The 19,355-nt window shown below is 70.8% G+C and carries 18 protein-coding genes; 13 read left to right on the top strand and 5 right to left on the bottom strand.

Translation table 11 applies throughout. The annotated features are described in order from the left end of the window. The first annotated feature begins 388 nt into the window (after positions 1–388). The gene (locus IH54_RS0114995; RefSeq protein ID WP_234343530.1) at positions 389–4,147 is read left to right on the top strand and encodes a S8 family serine peptidase; all 3,759 of its coding nucleotides are present in this window, start codon (positions 389–391) and stop codon (positions 4,145–4,147) included. A 60-nt stretch (positions 4,148–4,207) separates the two neighbouring features. Here IH54_RS0114995 and IH54_RS0114990 read toward each other — a convergent pair whose 3' ends face one another. Together IH54_RS0114990 and IH54_RS0114985 are read right to left on the bottom strand one after the other, a co-directional pair. After that, positions 4,208–5,155, bottom strand: coding sequence for a helix-turn-helix domain-containing protein (locus IH54_RS0114990; protein WP_159011848.1), 948 nt, complete (start codon positions 5,153–5,155; stop codon positions 4,208–4,210). A 117-nt stretch (positions 5,156–5,272) separates the two neighbouring features. Further along, on the bottom strand, positions 5,273–6,787 hold the full coding sequence (locus IH54_RS0114985) for an MFS transporter (protein WP_031516869.1): 1,515 nt from the start codon (positions 6,785–6,787) through the stop codon (positions 5,273–5,275). 278 nt (positions 6,788–7,065) lie between these two features. Between IH54_RS0114985 and IH54_RS0114980 the strand changes: the two genes are divergently transcribed. The 5 genes from IH54_RS0114980 to IH54_RS45545 all read left to right on the top strand — a co-directional run bounded on the left by IH54_RS0114980 (position 7,066) and on the right by IH54_RS45545 (position 10,567). Continuing rightward, positions 7,066–7,713, top strand: coding sequence for a TetR/AcrR family transcriptional regulator (locus IH54_RS0114980; RefSeq protein ID WP_031516867.1), 648 nt, complete (start codon positions 7,066–7,068; stop codon positions 7,711–7,713). 293 nt (positions 7,714–8,006) lie between these two features. After that, positions 8,007–8,498 carry a MazG-like family protein gene (locus IH54_RS47920; RefSeq protein ID WP_052397449.1) on the top strand — a complete coding sequence of 164 codons (492 nt, stop codon included), beginning with the start codon at positions 8,007–8,009 and terminating at the stop codon, positions 8,496–8,498. Positions 8,499–9,095: 597 nt separating this feature from the next. Next, positions 9,096–9,323, top strand: coding sequence for a hypothetical protein (locus tag IH54_RS0114965; RefSeq protein ID WP_234343529.1), 228 nt, complete (start codon positions 9,096–9,098; stop codon positions 9,321–9,323). A 2-nt stretch (positions 9,324–9,325) separates the two neighbouring features. Then, entirely contained in the window at positions 9,326–10,087 is a 762-nt protein-coding gene (locus IH54_RS0114960) for a hypothetical protein (RefSeq protein ID WP_031516861.1), read from the top strand. 63 nt (positions 10,088–10,150) lie between these two features. Further along, a complete protein-coding gene (locus IH54_RS45545) occupies positions 10,151–10,567 on the top strand; it encodes a DUF6907 domain-containing protein (protein ID WP_159011846.1) in 417 nt (138 codons plus the stop codon). A 658-nt stretch (positions 10,568–11,225) separates the two neighbouring features. Here the strand turns inward: IH54_RS45545 and IH54_RS45540 are convergent. After that, entirely contained in the window at positions 11,226–11,390 is a 165-nt protein-coding gene (locus IH54_RS45540) for a hypothetical protein (RefSeq protein ID WP_159011845.1), read from the bottom strand. A 90-nt stretch (positions 11,391–11,480) separates the two neighbouring features. Between IH54_RS45540 and cutA the strand changes: the two genes are divergently transcribed. Next, a complete protein-coding gene (cutA, locus tag IH54_RS0114950; protein WP_031516860.1) occupies positions 11,481–11,807 on the top strand; it encodes a divalent-cation tolerance protein CutA in 327 nt (108 codons plus the stop codon). 1 nt (position 11,808) lies between these two features. Here the strand turns inward: cutA and IH54_RS0114945 are convergent, their stop codons facing one another. After that, positions 11,809–13,071 carry a helix-turn-helix domain-containing protein gene (locus IH54_RS0114945; protein ID WP_234343526.1) on the bottom strand — a complete coding sequence of 421 codons (1,263 nt, stop codon included), beginning with the start codon at positions 13,069–13,071 and terminating at the stop codon, positions 11,809–11,811. A gap of 287 nt (positions 13,072–13,358) precedes the next feature. Between IH54_RS0114945 and IH54_RS41615 the strand changes: the two genes are divergently transcribed. The 6 genes from IH54_RS41615 (at position 13,359) to IH54_RS46815 (ending at position 18,499) form a co-directional block, all read left to right on the top strand. Next, complete coding sequence (locus tag IH54_RS41615; RefSeq protein WP_052397448.1) at positions 13,359–14,216, top strand: ATP-binding protein; 858 nt, start codon at positions 13,359–13,361, stop codon at positions 14,214–14,216. Positions 14,217–14,326: 110 nt separating this feature from the next. After that, positions 14,327–15,148 (top strand): hypothetical protein, encoded by an 822-nt coding sequence (locus IH54_RS39740; RefSeq protein ID WP_043180886.1) that lies wholly within the window; start codon positions 14,327–14,329, stop codon positions 15,146–15,148. Continuing rightward, entirely contained in the window at positions 15,117–16,607 is a 1,491-nt protein-coding gene (locus tag IH54_RS0114930) for a B12-binding domain-containing radical SAM protein (protein ID WP_031516851.1), read from the top strand. Before IH54_RS39740 ends, IH54_RS0114930 begins: the two co-directional genes overlap by 32 nt. After that, positions 16,604–17,269 (top strand): dTMP kinase, encoded by a 666-nt coding sequence (locus IH54_RS0114925; protein WP_052397447.1) that lies wholly within the window; start codon positions 16,604–16,606, stop codon positions 17,267–17,269. Before IH54_RS0114930 ends, IH54_RS0114925 begins: the two co-directional genes overlap by 4 nt. After that, positions 17,266–17,580: a MazG-like family protein gene (locus tag IH54_RS0114920; RefSeq protein WP_031516847.1), complete on the top strand. Its 315-nt coding sequence runs from the start codon at positions 17,266–17,268 to the stop codon at positions 17,578–17,580. Before IH54_RS0114925 ends, IH54_RS0114920 begins: the two co-directional genes overlap by 4 nt. Before the next feature lie 655 nt (positions 17,581–18,235). Continuing rightward, positions 18,236–18,499 carry a hypothetical protein gene (locus IH54_RS46815; RefSeq protein WP_234343524.1) on the top strand — a complete coding sequence of 88 codons (264 nt, stop codon included), beginning with the start codon at positions 18,236–18,238 and terminating at the stop codon, positions 18,497–18,499. Positions 18,500–18,611: 112 nt separating this feature from the next. On the opposite strand, the gene IH54_RS0114910 is transcribed toward IH54_RS46815, so the two are convergent. Further along, positions 18,612–19,271 (bottom strand): hypothetical protein, encoded by a 660-nt coding sequence (locus IH54_RS0114910; RefSeq protein WP_031516845.1) that lies wholly within the window; start codon positions 19,269–19,271, stop codon positions 18,612–18,614. Between the last annotated feature and the right edge of the window lie 84 nt (positions 19,272–19,355).

Raw genomic sequence — 19,355 nt, 5'->3', positions numbered from 1 at the left:
CCTGCGAGGCGTCTCGCCGCCGAAAGTCTTCTGAGCTGGGGCCAGTTGGCCCAGGCCGCCGATTATGCCCCGCAAACCGGCTTTCTGTACAGTCGCGAACACGGGTTGTAGGCGTGGCTCACACCACTCGGGGAGAAATCAAACGTCAGCGGAGTTCTTTAGCCGCAACGATGTTACTGAGCCGATTTGTCGACAGGAATTCGGGCGGAGAAAAAGCGCCCCGGCCAATTGACCACGGCGCCCGACGGCCGCCGTCCCCGCCCCGACCGCCGCTCCCTCCCGGCGCCGCCCCGCAGGGCTCCCGCGCCGCCGTCCGATCCTCGTCATGACGGGTGTTCGCCATGGCCGGATCTGGGCCTACGCCCCTCGCGACGGCTAAACCGTTGCCATGCGATCCATACCCAGACGCCGGTACCTCCCGGCGGCCACAGCGCTCACCATGGCGCTCATCGGCTGGTCAGGGGCGTCGGCCGCGTCAGCGGACGCTTCACCGGCGACGGCAGCGGCGACGGCAGCGCCGGGGGCGGCGAGCGGCCCCGCCGCCGGACCGTCCTACGACGTCACCCTGGTCACCGGCGACCGCGTGCACTACACCGACCTGCCGGGCGCCAACGACGTCGTGTCCGTCGACCCCGCCGAGGCGGGCACCGGCGGTGTGGAGGTGCAGACCCACGGCGGCGACACGTACGCCGTCCCCCGGCAGGCCGAACCGCTGCTCGCCGCAGGCAAGTTGGACCCGCGGCTGTTCGACGTCACCACGCTGGTGGCCATGGGGTACGACGACGCGCACACCACCTCCCTGCCGCTGATCGCGAGCGCCCCGCGAAACAGCCGGCCCCCGGCCGCGCCCGCGGGCACCACGTCCCTGCGCACGCTCGCGTCGATCGACGCGACCGCGCTGCGCGCCCGCAAGGACCAGGCCCGTACGTTCTGGCACGCGGTCGCGCCCGGCGCCGCGCCGCGCACGCTGGGCGGCGGCATCGGCAAGCTGTGGCTCGACGGCCAGGTGAAAGCGTCGCTCGCCGACCAGACGGCGCAGGTCAAGGCGACCGACGCCTGGCAGCAGGGCTTCGACGGCAAGGGCGTCGAGGTCGCCGTCCTCGACACCGGCGCCGACCTCGACCACCCCGACCTGGCCGGCCAGGTCGACGCGACCGCGAGCTTCGTGCCGGGCCAGAGCGTCGACGACGGCAACGGCCACGGCACGCACACCGCCTCCACCATCGCCGGCACCGGCGCCGCGTCCGGCGGCAAGGAGAAGGGCGCGGCCCCGGGCGCGCGCCTCCTGGTCGGCAAGGTGCTCGGCAACGAGGGCACCGGCGACGAGTCGTACAGCATCGCCGGGATGGAGTGGGCCAAGGCGCAGGGCGCGGACATCGTGTCGATGAGCCTGGGCTCTCCCGACGGCTCCGACGGCACCGACCCGATGTCCGAGGCCGTCGACGAGCTGTCCGCGGACGGCGGACCGCTGTTCGTGATCGCCGCGGGCAACGCGTACGGCCCCGGCACCATCGGTTCGCCCGGTGCCGCGGCCGCCGCGCTCACGGTGGCGGCGGTCGACGGGAACGACCGGCGGGCGGACTTCTCCAGCCAGGGCCCGCTGACCGGCACCCACGGCCTCAAGCCCGACGTCTCCGCGCCCGGCGTGGACGTGACGGCGGCCGCCTCCCAGTCGGTGCCGGGCTGGCCCGGCGGCCTCTACCGCACCATGAGCGGTACGTCGATGGCCACGCCGCTGGTTGCCGGCACGGCCGCGATCCTGAAGGGGCGCCACCCGGACTGGAGCGGGCAGCGCATCAAGGACGCGCTGATGTCGACGTCGGACCGGACCGGCGAGACGCCGTACGAGGCGGGCACCGGCCGGGTCGCCGTCGGCACCGCCGTCGGCTCGACGATCGAGGCGACGGGGTCGGTCGCGGCCGCCGCGTACGACTGGCCGAACACCGACGCGAAGGCCACCACCCGCACCGTCACCTACCGCAACGACGGCGCCGCCGACGTGACGCTCGACCTCTCCCTCGACACCGGAGCCACCGGAGCCACCGGAGCCACCGGAGCCACCGGAGCCACCGGCGGCGCCGGCGGCGCCTACATCCTCTCGGCGCCCTCCGTGACGGTGCCGGCGGGCGGCACCGCCGAGGTGACGCTGCTCCTCGATCCCACGAAGGTCCCGGCCGACACGACGTTCTCCGGCCAGGTCCTCGCCACCGACAGCGCCACCGGCACCCTGGTCGCGCACACCGGCTTCGCCCTCTTCAAGGAAGCCGAGATGTACGACTGCACGATCAAGGTGACGGGCCGCGACGGCAGCCCCCTCACCGACACGGTGACGCTGTACTCCACCGCGTGGTCCGACCCCCTGTACGTCGACGTCACCGGCGGTCGGGCGACGCTTCGCCTGCCGCCCGGCACGTACACCGCCACGTCCTACGTGGACGTGCCCGGCGAGGCCCCGGACTCGCTCGGCGAGGCGCTGCTGATATCCGGTGACGTCACCCTCGGCAAGGACCGTCCCACCGGGACGGCCGACCTCGACGCGACCAAGGTGCGCAAGGTGTCGATGGCACCGAAGCGCGCGAGCGAGACCACCGAGGTCGTGTTCGGCCTGCAGCGGACCTACGCCGACGCCTCCGCGCACGGCTGGACCACGTCCGACCTGCTGCCGACCGTGTACGACTCCTTCTACGTCTCGCCGACGGCCGAGGTGGGGAACGGCACGATGAAGGCGTTCGTCCACACGAGGCTGCGCGAGAAGTCCCTCGCCGCCCGGACGGGTACCGGCCGCGACATCACGCTGACGGCGCAGCCCGGCACCACCTTCCACGACGGCACGCGCACCCTGCAGACGGTGTACGCGGGCCTGGGCGCGGCCTCCGACTACACCGGTCTCGACGCGCGGGGCAAGGCCGTCGTCGTCGACCGCAGCACCGGCGTCACCGCCGCCCAGCGCGCCCAGGCGGCGGCCGGTGCGGGGGCCGCGATGCTGATCGTGGCCAACGACACCCGCGGCCGCCTCTCCGAGACCTACCCGGCGGCCGGCGGCCTCACCATCGCCTCGGTGGCGCAGGCGGACGGGGCGCGGCTGGACACGGAGGCGAGGTCCGGCAACGGCACGCTGCGGGTGACGCAGCAGCAGTACCCCGACTACACCTACGACCTGGTCCAGGAGTTCACCGGCTCCATCCCCGACCGGCCGCTGACCTACACGCCGAAGGACTCCGACCTGGCCCGGGTCGACAACTCCTTCTACGCGGCGGACGGCACGCTGGGCTTCGGCGGCCGCTACTTCATCCCGGCCTGGGGCCCCGGCCTCGGCGGCGACTCCTACGAGGCCTACGCCCGCACCACCACCGAGTACGTCACCGGCGGCACGGGCGCCACCGGTTCGTGGTACGAGCAGCACGAGGGCCTGGGCGCCGCGGCGGGCTACTTCGAGCGCGGCCGGACGGCCTCGTACACGCCGGGGCGGCGGTACGACGGGGCGTGGTTCAAGCCGGTCCAGGCGCCGCGCTTCGGCGCAGACACCTACGTCCCGTACGCCACCAGCAGCAGCACCCTTTACTGGAACGCGGCCATGTGGTCGGGCGGCGACGACGGCCATGTCGGTTCCGGAAGCGGGGCCAAGCAGACCGCCCTCTACCGCGACGGCACCCGACTGGCCGCCTTCAACGCCCAGTCCGGCCGCGCGTACAACCTGACGGCGGGCCACTACACGCTGGTCGCGACCGGGCAGCGCCCCGCCGCCGGCTGGTCGACGTCCACCCGGACCAGCACCACCTGGGGCTTCGACTACCAGCCGTCGGCGCCGAACTCCGCCGCGCGCGCCGACGTCCCGCTGCTCGACCTCTCCTACGACGTCGACACCGATCTGCGGGGCGCGGCACGGGCGGGGCAGCGCCTCGAACTGGGCCTGCGCTCGGCCACGTACACCGGTGACGTCGCCGCCACCTCGGCCGCCCTCCAGGTGTCCTACGACGACGGCGCGACCTGGCGGACGGCGCCGCTGCGGCGGACCGGCGACGGCCGCTGGTCGGCCGTGCTGACCACCCCGCGCACCGCGGGCTCGCTCTCGCTGCGTGCCACGGCCGCGGCACCGGGCGGGCTCACCGTCCAGCAGGACGTGATCCGGGCCGTCGCGCTGGCGTGACCCCGATCCGTGCGGCGGGCTCCGGTGGAGGGGGCCCGCCGCACGGACGCGGCCGGGACGTCACACCCAGCCGTGGTGACGCGCGTACCAGCCGAGCTGGAGACGCGTGGTCGCCTCGGCGCGGGTCATCAGGACCTGGAGCCTGCGCTGCACGGTGCGCGCCGACATCTGGAGCTGCCCGGCGACGGCGGTGTCGGTCAGCCCGGCCAGCAGCAGCCGCAGGATGTGGGCGTCGACCGGGTCGATGCCCGGATGGGGCTCCTCGTGGTAGGGCCGCCCGCGCTCCCACACCTGCTCGAACAGCTCCTTCGCCATGTGGGCGAGCCCGCCGCGCAGCACGACCGCCGGGTCCACGTCGGCGGCCCGGCCGTGCAGCGGCAGCATGGCGACCGAGCCGTCGCACAGGATCAGCTTGTACGGCACCTCGGCGACGGTCCGCACATGGACGCCGTCGGCGAGCGACTGCGCCACGTTCTGCGCGGCGCCGGGCTCCCGGAGAAAGCCCTGGTCGATGACCGCGCGCACCCGCACGTTGCGGGCGATGGCCGTCACCTCCTCGCTGTCGGACGGCGTGACCGCCCGCGGCTCACCGGCCGAGAAGAGGTCGATCGTGCGGCGCGCGGAGAGCTGGAGCTGGAGATGCCGGGTGCGGATGGCCTCGGTGCCCTCGACGATCTCGACGAGCTCGCGCTGCGCCCGGTCCGCGGTCGCCATCCGGTACGTCTCCGCGAGCCGCGCCACCGTCAGCTCCGCGCGCTGCACCCGTTCCCGCCGGGCCGCCAGCTCGGCCCCGAGGGCCACCGCCGGAGGCGCCGCGGCGTACCGGCGGCCGTCCGCCGCCCGTACGGCCAGCCCGCGTTCCACCAGCGACCGCAGCGCCCGTTCCGTCCGCTCCCCCGGCAGCGGGACGGCGGCCGCCACCGCGTCGTACGAGGTGGTGGGAAGTGCGATGAGCACCTGATAGACGGCGTCCTCGTCCGCCGTGAGGCCGAGGTCCTCCAGGCTCACTTCCGCTTGCCTCCCGTCCCTGGTCACCGCGCCGCGCGGCCGCGGGATGCGGCAACGGCTGGCGCTGAAGTCTCGCATCCGTGGCCGCGGCCGGCGGAACCCCCCGGTCCGCGCGGGTCAGGCGGGTTCCTTGACGCCGGTCTCCTCGCCCGCCTCCGCCCCTTCCTCCTCCTCGCCCCCGTGCTCGTCCGTGGAGTGCGAGTCGGTGAGGGTCAGCGCGCCCAGGGCCGCGATGAGTCCGACGGCGACGGCGAGTATCGCGTAGGTGATCCGCTCGCCGTGGAAGAAGGACGCGACGAGGTCGCTGCTCCAGGTGCCGGCCGGGAGCTGATGGGTGACCAGTGCGGCGATCAGGGTGCCGACGACCGCGGTGCCGACGCTGGAGCCGACCTCCTGGGCGGTGTCGTTGAGGGCCGCGCCGATGGAGGTGCGGTTGCTCGGCATCGCATCGACGAGCGCGACCGCGCAGATCGTCATCACGGTGCGCAGCCCCACGGTCATCAGCACCATGCACACGGCGATGGCCGTGTACCCGTGGCTGACGCCCCAGGAGAGGCCCGCGAGCGAGCCGGCCAGGCAGGCCGCGCCGACCAGGCAGGCGACGCGGTGGCCGAACCGGCGCGCGAGCCACTCGGACAGCGGGGTCGCGACGATCATCGTCACGATGATCGGCAGGTTGGCCAGGCCCGCCCGCACCGGGCTCCACCCGTAGGCGTACTGGAAGTGCAGGATCAGCCCGAACATCACGCTGGCCATCGCGAGGGACGTGCCGGTCTGCGCGATGGCGGCGCCGCGGACGGTGCCGTGGGAGAAGAGGCGCAGGTCGAGCATGGGTGCCGGGCTGCGCCGCTCGTGCCGTACGAACGCGTACCCGGCCACGACGGCGCCCGCGACCGACGCGAGGGTGGGCGCGGAGAGCCAGCCGTGGTCGACGCCGCTGGTCAGCGAGTAGCAGGCGAGCCCGATGGCCGTGACGCTCAGGACGGCGCCCGGCAGGTCGAGCTTGTCCTCGGTCAGGTCCTCCCGCCGGTCGGCCGGGACCCCGAGCCGTACGCCGATGCACGCCAGCAGCGCGATCGGGGCGTTGACGACCAGCAGCCACTCCCACCGGACGTGGGCCAGCGCGGTGCCGCCGAGCAGCGGGCCGAGGACGAAGCCGGACATGCCGACGACGATCATCACCGTCACCGCGCGCATCCGCAGCGCCTTGTCGTCGAACAGCCGGAAGACCAGCGAGTTCGTGATCGGGGCCATCGCCGCGGCGGCGACGCCGAGCGCGGCCCGCAGGGCGATCAGCTCGCCCGCGGTGCTGACGAGGACGACGCACAGGCTCAGCGAGCCGAAGACGGCGAGGCCGAGCAGCAGTACCCGGCGGCGGCCGAATCTGTCGGCCATCGACCCGGCGGTGAGCAGCAGGCCGCCGAAGGTCAGCGAGTACGCCCCGGTGACCCACTGCAGCGCGGTCGTCCCGCTGCCGAGGTCGCGGCCGATGGTGGGCAGCGCGATCGACAGCAGCGTGTTGTCGACCATCTCGACGAAGAAGGCGAGGCACAGGGCTGCCAGCGGGATCCACGCCGCGCGCAGCGACGGGTAGGTGCGGGGTGAGGGGGTCTGGAGCGTGGCGGTGGTCATGGCAGTCCTCCAATCGAACACCGTTCGGCTATCGAACAACGTACGATAGAGTACGATAGAACAGCGTTCGAGAGTGTGCAAGACCGGTTGGGATGTGAGCCATGGCACGCCTGCAGAACCGTTCGGACGAGGGAAGCCGTTCGAGCGGCGAAGGCCGTTCGGGCGAGGGCCGCGCCGGTGAGGGGCGCCGCTCCGAGGCGGGACGCCGCTCCGGCGAGGGGCGCCGCTCCGAGGCGGGGCGCCGTTCCGGCGAGGGGCGCCGGCGGGCGTCGCACTCGATGGAGTCCGTGCTCACCGAGGCGGTGGCCCTGCTCGACGAGGCCGGGGCGCCCGCCCTGACCTTCCGCGCCCTCGCCCAGCGCCTCGGCGGCGGCGTCGCCAGCATCTACTGGTACGTCGCGAACAAGGAGGAGCTGCTCGACCGCGCCACCGACCACGTGATCGGCACGGTGCTGGCCGACATCGAGAAGCTCCCGCCGAGCGACGACCCGATCGACGACCTCCGCGTGATGGCGGTGACGCTGTTCGACGCGATCGTGGACCGCCCCTGGCTCGGCGCGTACTTCATGCGCAACACCGACGTCCAGGGCAATTCGCTGCGCCTCTACGAGGAGCTGGGCCGGCAGACCCTCCGCCTCGACCTCACCGCGCGCCAGCGCTTCCACGCGGTGTCCGCGGTCGTCGGCGTCGTCGTCGGCACCGCCGTCGACATGGGCCAGGAGCCCCCCCAGGAGGTCCTCGACGGCGCCACCACCCGCGAGGAGTTCCTCGCCCGCTACGCGCAGTCCTGGCGCGAGCTCGACCCCGCGGATTTCCCCTTCGTCCACGAGATCGTCGATGAGTTCGACGGCCACGACGACGCGGACCAGTTCCGCTCCGCCCTCGACCTGACCCTGGCGGGCCTGCGGCTGCAGGCGGGCGCCTGAGCGGTCCCGGCGGGGGCGTCGCCCGCCCTGCCGTGATTCTTCCGGCCCCCGCTTCTCCGGCCCCACGGCAACTCCCGAGAAAAAGGCGGTCGCCGCCGGGGACGTCCGGTGCAAGACGGCGCTCTACGCAGAGGTGGTGGTGATCCTGCGCGGCACGGGCATGCCTGTCCTCGTGGCCGACACGACCACCGCACCCGGCGGTGTGGTTGCTGAGCAGATCGCGGCCTGCACGCCCGCCCGACTCGGCGGCGTCGCCCCTGATCTGGAATCCGCACGCAGGGAGCACCGCCGTCGTGAACGACGAGATCTGGACGAAGATCCACCAGCTCGTGCAGTGGCTGGACGAGAACGACAACGCGACGCCCCCACAGTCACGGCTGCTCCGCCTGCTCAAGCTCCAGGAGGAGGTCGGCGAGGTGGCGCAGGCGGCGATGGGCGCACTCGCCGCCAGCCCCTGCAAGGGCCGTAGCCACACGTGGGAGGACGTCCGGAACGAGCTGTGCGACGTGATACTCGGACCGGTCTTACCGCACCGGCCGACGTCGAGATCAAGCAGGCCGTGGACCGGTGGGCGGGAGTACGCGCAACCTGGCACGTTGCAGCACTTCGACGGTGACGCACTGCTGCACACAGACTTCGCCCCGGACAACGTCCTGATCGCCGACGGCCGGGCCCGGCCTGTCGACTGGGCGTGGCCGACGCGGGGCGAGGCCTGGATCGACCCCAGCGCCCTGGCGCTGCGGCTCATGGAGGCCGGCCACAGGAGAGGCGGTCGCCTTCGCTGACCTTCCCGTCGTGGCGCGATGCGACGCCCACAGCGCTCTCGGCACTCGGCGCGGCAACCGCCTCCCAGTGGCGGGAGATCTCCGAGCAGGACCGCACGGGAGGGAAAGCGGCGATGGCGGACCACGCCGCCGCGTTGGCCGGCACCCTCGGCGCGCAACCGTAGAACTCGGTACACACACCCGGACACGGCTGTGCCCCGGCCACCACGAGGTGGCCGGGGCACAGGAACCGCAGGTCGGCGCCCTCGAAGAAGGGCCGATGCGGTAGGCCGTGAGGGACTCGAACCCACAACCAATGGATTAAAGGTCCTGACCAGGACATGCCGGGCAGTGGCGGACGGTGGGCCGCCATCCGAAACCCGCAGGTCAGACGGACCGAGGTTGCCACCCTGTCCGCGCCGCACCGCCAAGTGCCCGCACATCCGCTCACGCATTGCTCACGCACCTACGACCACGCTGGGGACTGGGCGGACCCAGGCATCCGCGCAGCTAAGAATAGGAGTACCATCTGGTACCAGGAGGCGCCACATGGAGATTGCAGAAGGAACACGGAGTCGAGGAACTCGCACAACCGCACCCTTGAAAGTGGATGCAGCGGTGGACGAGTTGATCGCCGATGGTGCCCACTTCCTGGGGATGACCAAGAAGGACTTGGTCGCCGCAGCAGTCCGGACATATCTGGAGCTCCGCCGTGAGGAGGTCCGCGCCAGCATGAGAGAGAAGATGCGCAAGCTCGACGGATCCGTCGAGTCGAGCGTTTCACTCCTGACCGGACTGTCACCTGAGCGGATAAGGGAACTCGGCGGCGTAGGCGAGGACGACTGACCGTGCAGCCTGCTCGCCCCACCCTTCGCACGCTCCGCGAGGACCTCGAGCTTGCGCTGCCTTCTGCACAGAAGCCACTCGACGAACTGGACCACCCCCTCCTCGTAAAGGCTCGGGAACTCTTCGGCGACGACGAAGCAGGCCGCGAGCGAATCCGCGCCATCGACGACGAGATCCTTTTCAAGGTCAAGGTCCAGAGATGGCGCGGAGCAGTCTGGACCGACACGGACCTGGACCTGCCCTGGCTCATAGCCGCCGGTCAACGCGAGGACGGGTCCTTAGAGGACTTCTACGCCGCCCTGGAAACCAGCGCACAGGCCGCACGAGCCCGCTACAACGCCGACCACCGCCAACCCCTGACCAGCAAGACCTACGTGGGCCATCTCCTGCCCGACCAGGACGATCGTGATCGCTACCAACTCGAAGCCGGTACGCGCCTCGTACGCCGGCTCGCTACCGCGATCCGTGATCTGACCCGCGGATCTCTGCACGACGGACACGAGCACGCCGCAGACTTCGCCACGTTCCGCCTCGGCATCCTGGTACGCGCCGACGAAGGCCACGAGACCTACGTAGCCGTACGCATCACAGGCTCCGTCCCCGACGACCTGACCGCCGTCGTCCTGCGCCATGTCCCGGGGTGCGAGGCCACCGACTGGTACCCCGAATACGCGCTCCCCAGCCGCTCCCTCCTCCCAGCCGAACAGGCATGGTCGACCCTGATGGATCCAAAGGCGGCCGCGGAACTCCTCAACGAGGAGTGACCCGGACGGCTGATCTCGCGCCAACCTACGACGAGGTGGGGCCCGTTCGGCGAGAGTTCTGCCATGCCCGAAGGCACCCTCACACCGCAAACGGTCACCATCCCCACGTGCGACCACGGAGTCGTCACCATCCCGGAGCCCGAATGGTGCACGGGCGAACTGCACCAGCCCGGTGGCTACCGCGTGGACATCACTCACTCAAGCGCCGACGACGAGTTCACGGTCCCGATCCCCCGCGGCGCTGCGGTGCTCCTGCGTACCTGCTTGCAGCAATACCCGTTCGCCGAGCGATCGCCTGGTCTCGAACCCTTCCTCTCGGTCGAACTGGACGGCCGATGGTGCCCAGTCGAGCCCAATGAGCTGCGCGATCTAGCAGACGCCCTAGCCGGATTGGCGGACCGGCTCCGATCTGTATCCGACCGTTTCAACGAACTGACCGGCGCGGCAGATTCGACACCGCAAGCGCTCTACCCAGGCTGAGCAGCGCGCTGAACGGTGCAGAGTCGGCAACCGCCCGCGGCGTCCGACGGCGTGGCTGCCCTGTCCGGCGGAGCGACCATCACGCATCGCCCACGCACGCCCCCAGACACGACCGTGCCCCGACCGTCCGAGGACGATCGGGGCACCGTGGCCGCAGGTCAGCGGCCTCCGGGGAGGCCCGACCGGGTAGGCCGTGTGGGACTCGAACCCACAACCAATGGATTAAAAGTCCTGGCCAGGACGTGCCGGGCGGTAGGGGGTGGTGAGCAGCCGTCCGAAACCCGCAGGTCAGATGGACCACGGTTGCCGCCCTGTCCGCACCGCACCGCCCGGTGCCGCCGCATCCGCTCACGCATCGCTCACGCACGCCAGATGCAGTTGCTGTCCTAGCGAGGCCACTGGCGCCACGTTCAATGTCCGAACGTCCGCCTCTAACCGGTAATCACGGGCACGACCACAGCTGCTACGGCAGACAGGAGGCCGCCAACAGCGATAGCTGCCTCGAACTTCTCCTTTGACGACGGGAAGAGGCTGCGCGAGACAGTTCCCGCGCGGTGGCGCAGAACGATCATCTTCAGCTTCTGCAGTCGGTGGTGTCGCCTGTGGCAGCCCATGAGGAGCCCAGACGCGTTCTTCCGGCAGTACGTGCCGTTGCGGTTCACGGCGCCGCAAAGAGCAGGGCTTGAAATCCGGCGAACACGAACACGGCGAGCGACAGGACAACGATCACGGCGGGTGCTGCGCCACGCCCCCAGGAGACGATCAGGGCAGCGATGGCGAGATACCCCCAGTACGCGCGAAACGCCTTCACGACGAGCAACATTACCGGTTGTCACCGATCAGTGACAGCAGGTAATCAGCCATGCACTGCACCTGCAGACGGCCAATTCGCATGCTTGGTTAGGCTCGCCGCATGACCGACTTCGTGCAGGTGTCGACCGCTACCGAGACTCGCGAACAGGCTGTCCGGCTCGCGGAATCGGCCGTACGGGGGCAGCTTGCGGCGGGGGCGCAGGTGGTGGGGCCGGTGGTGTCGGTGTTCTGGCACCAGGGGATGTTCGGGACCGGTGAGGAGTGGCAACTGCTGCTCAAGACCACCGCCGAGCGGTATCCCGCGTTGGAGGCGCATCTACTGGAGCACCATCCGTGGGCTAAGCCGGAGGTGGTTGCGGTGCCGATCGTGGCCGGCTCGGAGGCGTACCTGCGATGGGTTGCCGACAGCACTGAGCCGTCCGCGTAGCTCAGACCGCCACGGCCTTTTCCAGTACCGCGTCCACGGCGGGGAGCCCCCGGTGGGCGTCGAGGCGTTTGAGGAGTGGGGTCAGGCGGGCGCGGGGGCGGACGGAGGCGATGCCTTCGGCGAGATCGAGGGCGCGGTCTGCTGTGGTGGCTGCTTGTTCGACTTCGCCTGCGGTCAGGTAGGAGTCGCCGAGCCAGGAGAGGTAGAGAGCCTTGTCGCGGGCGTTGGTGTCGTCATAGGCGGCGAGGGCGGCTTCAAGGACCGGGACGGCTCGCAGCGGGCGTCGTAGTTCGGTCCAGCAGCGGCCGGTCATGATCTGGAGTTCGGTGGTGTCGACCCACGAGACCCAGTCGGGCTGGGGCGCGTCGCCGGCCGTGGCGAGGGCGGACTCGGCTGCGGCGAGGGCGCGTTCGCATTCGGTGGCCAGGCCCGCGACTGCGCAGGCCCAGGCGAGGCGTTCGCGGAGGAGGGCGCGTACTCCGGCAGGGGCGTCGGGGCCGATCGTGGCGCAGGAACGGGCGGCGATCTCCACTCCGGCTTTCTGGTCGCCGCTGACGGCCTGGTAGGCGAGGAAGGCGAGTGCGTTTCCGGCGAGGTCGGTGTCGCCGGCCTCGGTGGCGGCGCTGTGGCTCTCTTCGTAGAGGCCGCGCGCGTCGACAGCGCGGCCTGCGTCGAAGGCGGCCCACCCGGCTTGTTGTGCCTGCTCTGCCAGGACGGACAACAGGCCGCCGCGGGTCTGCTCCGTGTACGTCGAGTCGCGCAGCAGCGCCTTGGTGGCCTGGTATTCGCCGAGGTAGACGCGGTAGGTGTCGCCTCCCCCGAGGACCTGATCCAACCGGCGCAAGCGGGCGGCGCGACGGCGCAGCTGGTCCGGCACGTCAGAGCCGAGGCGTCGGCCCACCGTAGGGCGCGATAGTTCGGGCAGCGCTGCCGCCAGCCCGGCACCGGTGCCTGCTCGGAGAAATCGCCTGCGCTCCACGGGATTCTCGTCCTCCTCGCTCGTACGGTCACGTGCAGGAACCGATTCGCTCTTCTCCCAGGGGCGGGGTGCGAGTCCGAGCATGTGGCCGGGGATGCGCAGGGCGTCCGCGACGCGGGCGATCTTCTCGAAGCTGGTCACGCTTCCCTTGCCGCGGGCCAGCGTGCCGACCCGCTCGGGCTTGATGTCGCACTCCGCAGCGATCTTCGAGTAGCTGATCCCGGCCAGCTCGCGCGCGAGGCGGAACACCGTCCCGACGTCGTGGGCGGTGATCGCGGCTCGCATGTCCGCTCGTTCGAGGACGGCGCGCGGTAACGCGGTCGCTGGTCGGTATCCGGTCATCGCGCTGTCCCGTCCTGCCAGTTCAACCGAGTGTGCGGTGCACAGGCCGGAAAAAGCGTACCCATCACGGGTATACCCGCGCCGGGGAAGCCACCTCGCCTTCACCCCCGCACAGTTGGTGCTCACCTTACGTAGCGAAAGGAGCACCCGGTGCTGCGACCTCCCCACCCCGCCAGCGCACCCTGCATCGTTCCGCCCGGACGTTGCCCCGCTCAGGCCGGGGGTCCCCGGTGACCGCCCTGGGCCCGGCGGCCCTCATCCACGGATTCAGCGTCGGGGCCGAGGAGGGCTGCGTGCCGGAGGCGCGGCACAAGAGCAGCGCCCTGGTCCGCGGCTGGAACGTCCCGCTCTCCGACGAGCAGGTCGCCGAGGTGGAACTGCTGTCGAGCGAGGTGATCACGAACGCCCTGCGCTACAGCGAGGCGGCCTGCGCGGTCGCTGTCCGCTGGACCGGCGCCCGAGTACGGGTGGAGGTCACGGACGCCAGTCCCGTACGACCGAAGCCGCGGCACGGTTCGGTGGACGCCGAGGGTGGGCGGGGGCTGCTGCTCGTGGACGCGCTCGCCGCCGGCTGGGGCAGCACCGACGACCCCGCCGGGAAAGTCGTCTGGTTCGAGGTCGGGGCCCGCGAGCAGCCGCCGCCCTGGAGCACGCCGGGGACGTGGACGATCACCGCAACGGACGGCACCGTCAACGAGGGCTACCTGCCCGACTGGGCCGAGGACGACCCCACCGAGGTCGACGTCCCGGTCGACGAGCTGCCGCAACGGCTGGCCCTCGTCAACCACCGCACCTTCTTCGAGGGGCCGTTGATGCCCGTCACCGCCCCCGACCGCTGGGACGGCCCGCGGGACGAGCCCGTCCTCGAAGGCAGCATCGACTGCAACCCCCACGACCCCGACCCCCGTAAGCGCATCCCCGTCGCCAACCTCCAACTCGCCGAAGGCCGCTGGATCCTCGGACTCGACCCCCAACAGCTCGCCGAGGTCGCCACCAAGCTCCGCGAGCATGCCGACCTCCTCGACCAGAAGATCCGCCCCGCCCTCATCGCCGCCCGCGACGACTGGACCGCCCGGCATTCGAGGTGACGCCGAAGGAGCAGTTCGTGCCCGCGCGTCCACGGAGAGCGAGCAGACTGCCGGGTACGCCCGGCCGGACACCGCCGGGTGCCCACGGACGTACAGCGAAAGGCGCCGCGATGACCACCACCCTGCTGACCGACCACCCAGCGTGGACGACCGACCCGGACGGGGCCACGTGCCGCCTCGTCGTCAGGGGCGCCGATGCCTGGTTCGTGGCGTGGGACGGCACCGCACTGGCGACGTCGCAACAGGGTGGGCCGCTCGCCAGCGAGCGCGTGGAAACGGTCGCGACGGAGCCGGCGCAGCTCCCGGCGGGCGCCCCGCGGCCTCTCACGAAAGCGCTGGCCCGCCTGGGGACTGTGCACCGCCTGTCGTCGCCGACGCTGTGGGAGGCGATCACCAGCGGTCTCCTGCGGAAGATCATCCGCGCCCCGCAGGCCCGCGCCCTCTACCAGCGGTGGATCACTGCCTACGGCCCTTCCTGGGACACACCGGCAGGGGTGATGCACAGCGTGCCCGGCCCGCGCGAAGTTCTGGAGCTGACCGAGGAGCACTTCGCGGTGATCGGTGCGGCACTGCACCGCAAGGCTCTACCGGCTGCGGCGGCGGCCTACCTGGAGCACGCCGAGGACTGGGGTCGGCTGGCCCCTGACGACATGGTGAAGGCCCTCCAGGAGGTACCTGGCATCGGCCCGTGGACCGCAGCGTGCGTCGCCGCGGACTTCACCGGCGACTACTCCGTCTACCCGCACGGCGACCTGGCGGTGCGCACCTGGGCGGCCAAAGCCGCCCCGTCGGCGCCGCTGCCCGAAACACCACGAAAGTTCGAAGCCGCCTGGTCCCGGTGGGCACCGGACCGGCCGCAACTTCACGCCCTGACCACCTACACACTCGCGTGGGGGATCCATGCCCGACCGCCCGTTACGCCACGTCCCTGACCTGATCGCCGGTGCCGACCCGGAGCGGCCCGTCGACCTGCTCCTGATCAACGCCCCCTTGCGGGACTACTCGCTGCGGCCCCGCGTGACCGATTACACCCTGCCGGTCATCGGCATGGGATACATCGCCACCTACGCCGCACAGGCCGGCCACAACGTCGGCCTTCTCGACGCCGAGGCACACGGCCTGGGAATTGAGGAGACGATCCGGCTGGCGAACGACGCCGCCCCGCGCTGGGCCGGGTTGAACCTCCTGGCGCCCACCTATGAGCTGTCTGCGAGGATCGCAGCGGGACTGGGTAACGACGTACGGCTGATGGTCGGTGGCCACCACGCCAAGGCCGCGCCGGAGACCGTGATCGCCGACCCCCGCATGAGCCGCCTTGCCGCGCTGGTCGTCGGCGAGGGCGAGACCCGCGTGACAGCGCTGTTGGACGACGTCGGGCGGCGCGCGGAGCTGCCGGGCGTGATGTGGCGCGACAGGATCCTCGGTACGACCGTCGAGGGCATCGAGCACGACCCGGCCCGCATCCGGCATTGGCTGAGCCCGGACATCGACGGCCTGTCCCTGGACCGTGCGTTCCTGCCGCAGGACCCGTACCTGGCGGGCGACGGCCGACGCGAGGCGAACATGGTCGGGGCGCGCGGCTGCCCTTACGACTGTTGGTTCTGTGGCGCGGCTGTCAGCAAGAACCCGGATCTGACGATCCGCACCCGCACGCCGGACAACATCCTCGCCGAGATGCACCAGCTTGCCGACGGCTACGGCGTGAGTGCCTTCCGGTTCGTCGACGACCTCTTTCTCGGTGCGCGCCGCATCATCCACCCGATGATGGACGCGTTCACCACGGACAGGGTCGGAGAGCGGTGGGTCTGGGACGCGACAGGCCGGATCAACGTACTGGACCGCGAGGACGACGCGATGCTGGACGCTCTCGCCGCCTCCGGGATGAGGGAGGTCGCGCTCGGGATCGAGTCCGGGAGTGACCGGGTGCTGGCCGCGATGGACAAGCGGATCACCTCCGGCATAACGCTGCGGGTCGCCGAACGGCTGATGCGGCGCGGTGTGAACGTGAAGGGCTACTTCATTCTGGGCTACCCCTCGGAGCGAGCGGAGGACCTGGCCGCGACGCTGACGCACATCCGGCGCTTGTGGGACCTCTCCGACCGGCTGCCCGGCGGATTCCGCGCGTCGGCGTTCGAGTTCCGGCCGTATCCGGGCTCGCCGGTGTGGGACAAGCTTCTGGCGGATGGTTACGACCCGGTCGCCATGACCGCCTACGCCGACGTCGACCTGACCGACCAGGGTGCGGACGAAGCGATGAGGCAGCGCGACGAGTTCGCGTTCAGCGTGGGCATCCAGTTCGCCGACACCCCGCTGCCGCAACTGCGCCAGGCCCTGGCGCAGATCGCCCGCGAACAGCACTCCCGCAACACGGCTTCGGCGGTGACCGCATGACGGCCGGACGCCCGGGGCGCTTCATCACCGTCGACGGCCCTGGCGGCGTCGGGAAGTCCAAGACTGTCGCCGCCCTGGTCCAGACGCTGGCGCACCGCGGGGAGCAGGTCCACGCGACGACCGAGCCCTCCCGCTCGACGCTGGGCCGGTTCATCCGCGAGAACGCGGACGACTACAGCGGGGCGGCGCTGGCCTGTCTGGTCGTCGCCGACCGGCATTACCACCTGGCCCACGAGGTGGTCCCGCGCCTGGAGTCCGGCATCACCGTGGTGAGCGTTCGGTACCTCGCATCCACGCTCGTTGTGCAGGCACTCGACGGGGTACCGCAGCAGTACCTGCTCAACCTCAACGCCGGCATACGCCTGCCGGACCTCGCGGTCATCCTCAATGCGGACCCCCACAACATCGCCGCCCGCATCGCCGCACGCGGTGCCACACACCGCTTCAACCGGGCGCCGGACTTCCCTGCGCGCGAGTCGGCGCTCTACGCAGAGGTGGTGGTGATCCTGCGCGACATAGGTGTGCCCGTCCTCGTTGTCGACACAAGCACCGCACCCGCCGGTGTGATTGCTGAGCAGATCGCCGCCTACGCGCCCGCCCGGCTCGGTAGCGTCGCTCGTGATCTGGAATCCACGCGTACGCAAGGAGCACCGCCGTCGTGAACGACGAGATCTGGACGAAGATCCACCAGCTCGTGCAGTGGCTGGACGAGAAGGACAACGCGACGCCGGCACAGGCGCGGCTGTTGCGTCTGCTCAAGGTCCAGGAGGAGGTCGGTGAGGTGGCGCAGGCGGCAATGGGCGCTGTCTCCGCCAACCCCCGCAAGGGCCGCAGCCACACGTGGGAGGACGTCCAGAACGAGTTGTGCGACGTGATGCTCAGCAGCATGGTCGCGTTGGCGACGCTCACCCCCGACGCGGCGAAAGTCTTCGAAGAGCGGGTGAGCATCATCACCGACCGGTCACTGGCGTAGCCGACAGGCCTGTTTCACCGGCGTCTCACAGCCTTCCCCTGAGGGTGCCGCTCCGGTCATAACTGGCCGGGGCGGCACTCCCTTATCGCCGAATACCCGAGGAACAGCGCGTGTCCATGTCCCGTATCCCTTTCGAGCGGCTTCCCACCGAAGCCCGCCGGGCCGTTTCCGACAAGACCGGCGCCGTGCACGAGGCGGTGACCGCGCCCGGCGGCATGAACTCCGGCATCGCATCCGTCCTCGACACGGACAGCGGCCCCGTCTTCGTGAAGGGCATCCCGACCGACCATCCCCAGGCGGGTGCACAGCGCCGTGAGGCAGCAGTGGCCCCGCACCTGCCCTCCTCCTGCCCACGCCTGTACTGGCACCTGGAGTTCGACGGCTGGAGCCTCCTCGGCTACGAGGTCGTCGACGGCCGCCACGCCGACTACGCGCCCGGCTCTCCCGACCTGCCGCTCGTGGAAGCGGCACTCTCCGAACTGCAAGGGATCACCGCACCGGCCGACGTCGGCATCAAGCAGGCCGTGGACCGGTGGGCGGAGTACGCGCAACCTGGCACGTTGCAGCACTTCGACGGTGACGCACTGCTGCACACGGACTTCGCCCCGGACAACGTCCTGATCGCAGGAGGTCGGGCACGGCTCATCGACTGGGCATGGACGACACGCGGCGCCGCCTGGATCGACCCGGCACCCTCGCGCTGCGCCTCATTGACGCAGGCCACCCGGCCTCGGCCGCGATCGAATACGCCGGCCGCTTCCCGTCTTGGCGGAGTGCAGCGCCCGAAGCACTCGCGGCGTTCGGTACGGCGACGGCGTCCCTGTGGCGGGAGATCGCCGAACAGGACCACACCCCGTGGAAGAGGGCAACGGCGGATCGGGCGACGTCGCTGGCACGCGCCCTCAGCACGAATCTGTAGCCGAGGACGCCCAGGCGAAAGCCGGTACCGGAGTGGGGGGCATCGGCATCGCACGTCGAACGGCTGCTCTACGGCCGCGCTACGTCTCCTTCCCTGCCCCGAGCCAACAGAGCTACAGCAGGGCGGCACCGGCCGACGGTTCGTTCCGCGAAGGGCCAACCAGCGCGGCCCCCGGGTAGTCGGAGACATTGGCATGACGGTAGGCCTCGGTCAGCGCTGCGGGTTGCAGATTCAACGCCTCCGACACAGCCCAGTGGAGGCCCTGGGCGTACATACACGCATCCTCGTCGTCCAGGCCTTCGCACCTGAGCAGCGCGCCGAGCCGGTCATGGTCCACGTGCCCGGTGCCGAAGGTTGAGAACACCTCGGGGTCAGCACCACAGGGACCGGTGGGCAGGGACTCGTCATCGGAGGCATAGAGCACGCCGCCCAACTCGACCTTCATCTCACCGTCTTCGTCCTCGAAAGGCGTTCCCAGGTAGGCCATTTCCGACTGGTATTCGTGAACGCAGTCGCCGCCTCTGTAGACGTACAAGCTCAGGAGGTCGGAGTCGTACAGAGTGTGGACGAGCACGCTGAACCCGCAGGTACCGCTGAGGTAGCGCGCCAGGTCGTCCACCTCCGCGACGTTGTACGCGCCCTCACGGGGCAGTATCGCGGTGCGCTCCACACCGACAGGAGCAACGATCGCCGTCACTTCGGCCCGGACCAGAGCCTCACGCACCGCCTCGACTCCGGCCACGACGAGTACGCCCTCGTAGCTGGTTCCCATAAATGACCCCCAAGTCGCTTCACCCCGCTGCGACGCACCATAGGGCGTTCCTGTGACAACGGGCCGGCAGCAGCAACCCGCCCT

The organism is Streptomyces sp. NRRL F-5123 (assembly GCF_000721495.1).
GTDB lineage: Bacteria > Actinomycetota > Actinomycetes > Streptomycetales > Streptomycetaceae > Actinacidiphila.
This window is presented reverse-complemented; position numbering and strand designations above follow the sequence as displayed.

Excerpts from the sequence above, each read along its gene's own strand:
- IH54_RS0114985 (WP_031516869.1), bottom strand. The coding sequence starts at position 6,787 with ATGACCACCGCCACGCTCCAGACCCCCTCACCCCGCACCTACCCGTCG.
- IH54_RS0114925 (WP_052397447.1), top strand. The coding sequence starts at position 16,604 with ATGACGGCCGGACGCCCGGGGCGCTTCATCACCGTCGACGGCCCTGGC.
- IH54_RS45545 (WP_159011846.1), top strand. The coding sequence starts at position 10,151 with ATGCCCGAAGGCACCCTCACACCGCAAACGGTCACCATCCCCACGTGC.
- IH54_RS46815 (WP_234343524.1), top strand. The coding sequence starts at position 18,236 with ATGGACGACACGCGGCGCCGCCTGGATCGACCCGGCACCCTCGCGCTG.
- IH54_RS0114945 (WP_234343526.1), bottom strand. The coding sequence starts at position 13,071 with ATGCGAGCCGCGATCACCGCCCACGACGTCGGGACGGTGTTCCGCCTC.
- IH54_RS0114980 (WP_031516867.1), top strand. The coding sequence starts at position 7,066 with ATGGAGTCCGTGCTCACCGAGGCGGTGGCCCTGCTCGACGAGGCCGGG.
- IH54_RS0114910 (WP_031516845.1), bottom strand. The coding sequence starts at position 19,271 with ATGGGAACCAGCTACGAGGGCGTACTCGTCGTGGCCGGAGTCGAGGCG.
- cutA (WP_031516860.1), top strand. The coding sequence starts at position 11,481 with ATGACCGACTTCGTGCAGGTGTCGACCGCTACCGAGACTCGCGAACAG.
- IH54_RS0114995 (WP_234343530.1), top strand. The coding sequence starts at position 389 with ATGCGATCCATACCCAGACGCCGGTACCTCCCGGCGGCCACAGCGCTC.
- IH54_RS39740 (WP_043180886.1), top strand. The coding sequence starts at position 14,327 with ATGACCACCACCCTGCTGACCGACCACCCAGCGTGGACGACCGACCCG.
- IH54_RS45540 (WP_159011845.1), bottom strand. The coding sequence starts at position 11,390 with ATGTTGCTCGTCGTGAAGGCGTTTCGCGCGTACTGGGGGTATCTCGCC.
- IH54_RS0114930 (WP_031516851.1), top strand. The coding sequence starts at position 15,117 with ATGCCCGACCGCCCGTTACGCCACGTCCCTGACCTGATCGCCGGTGCC.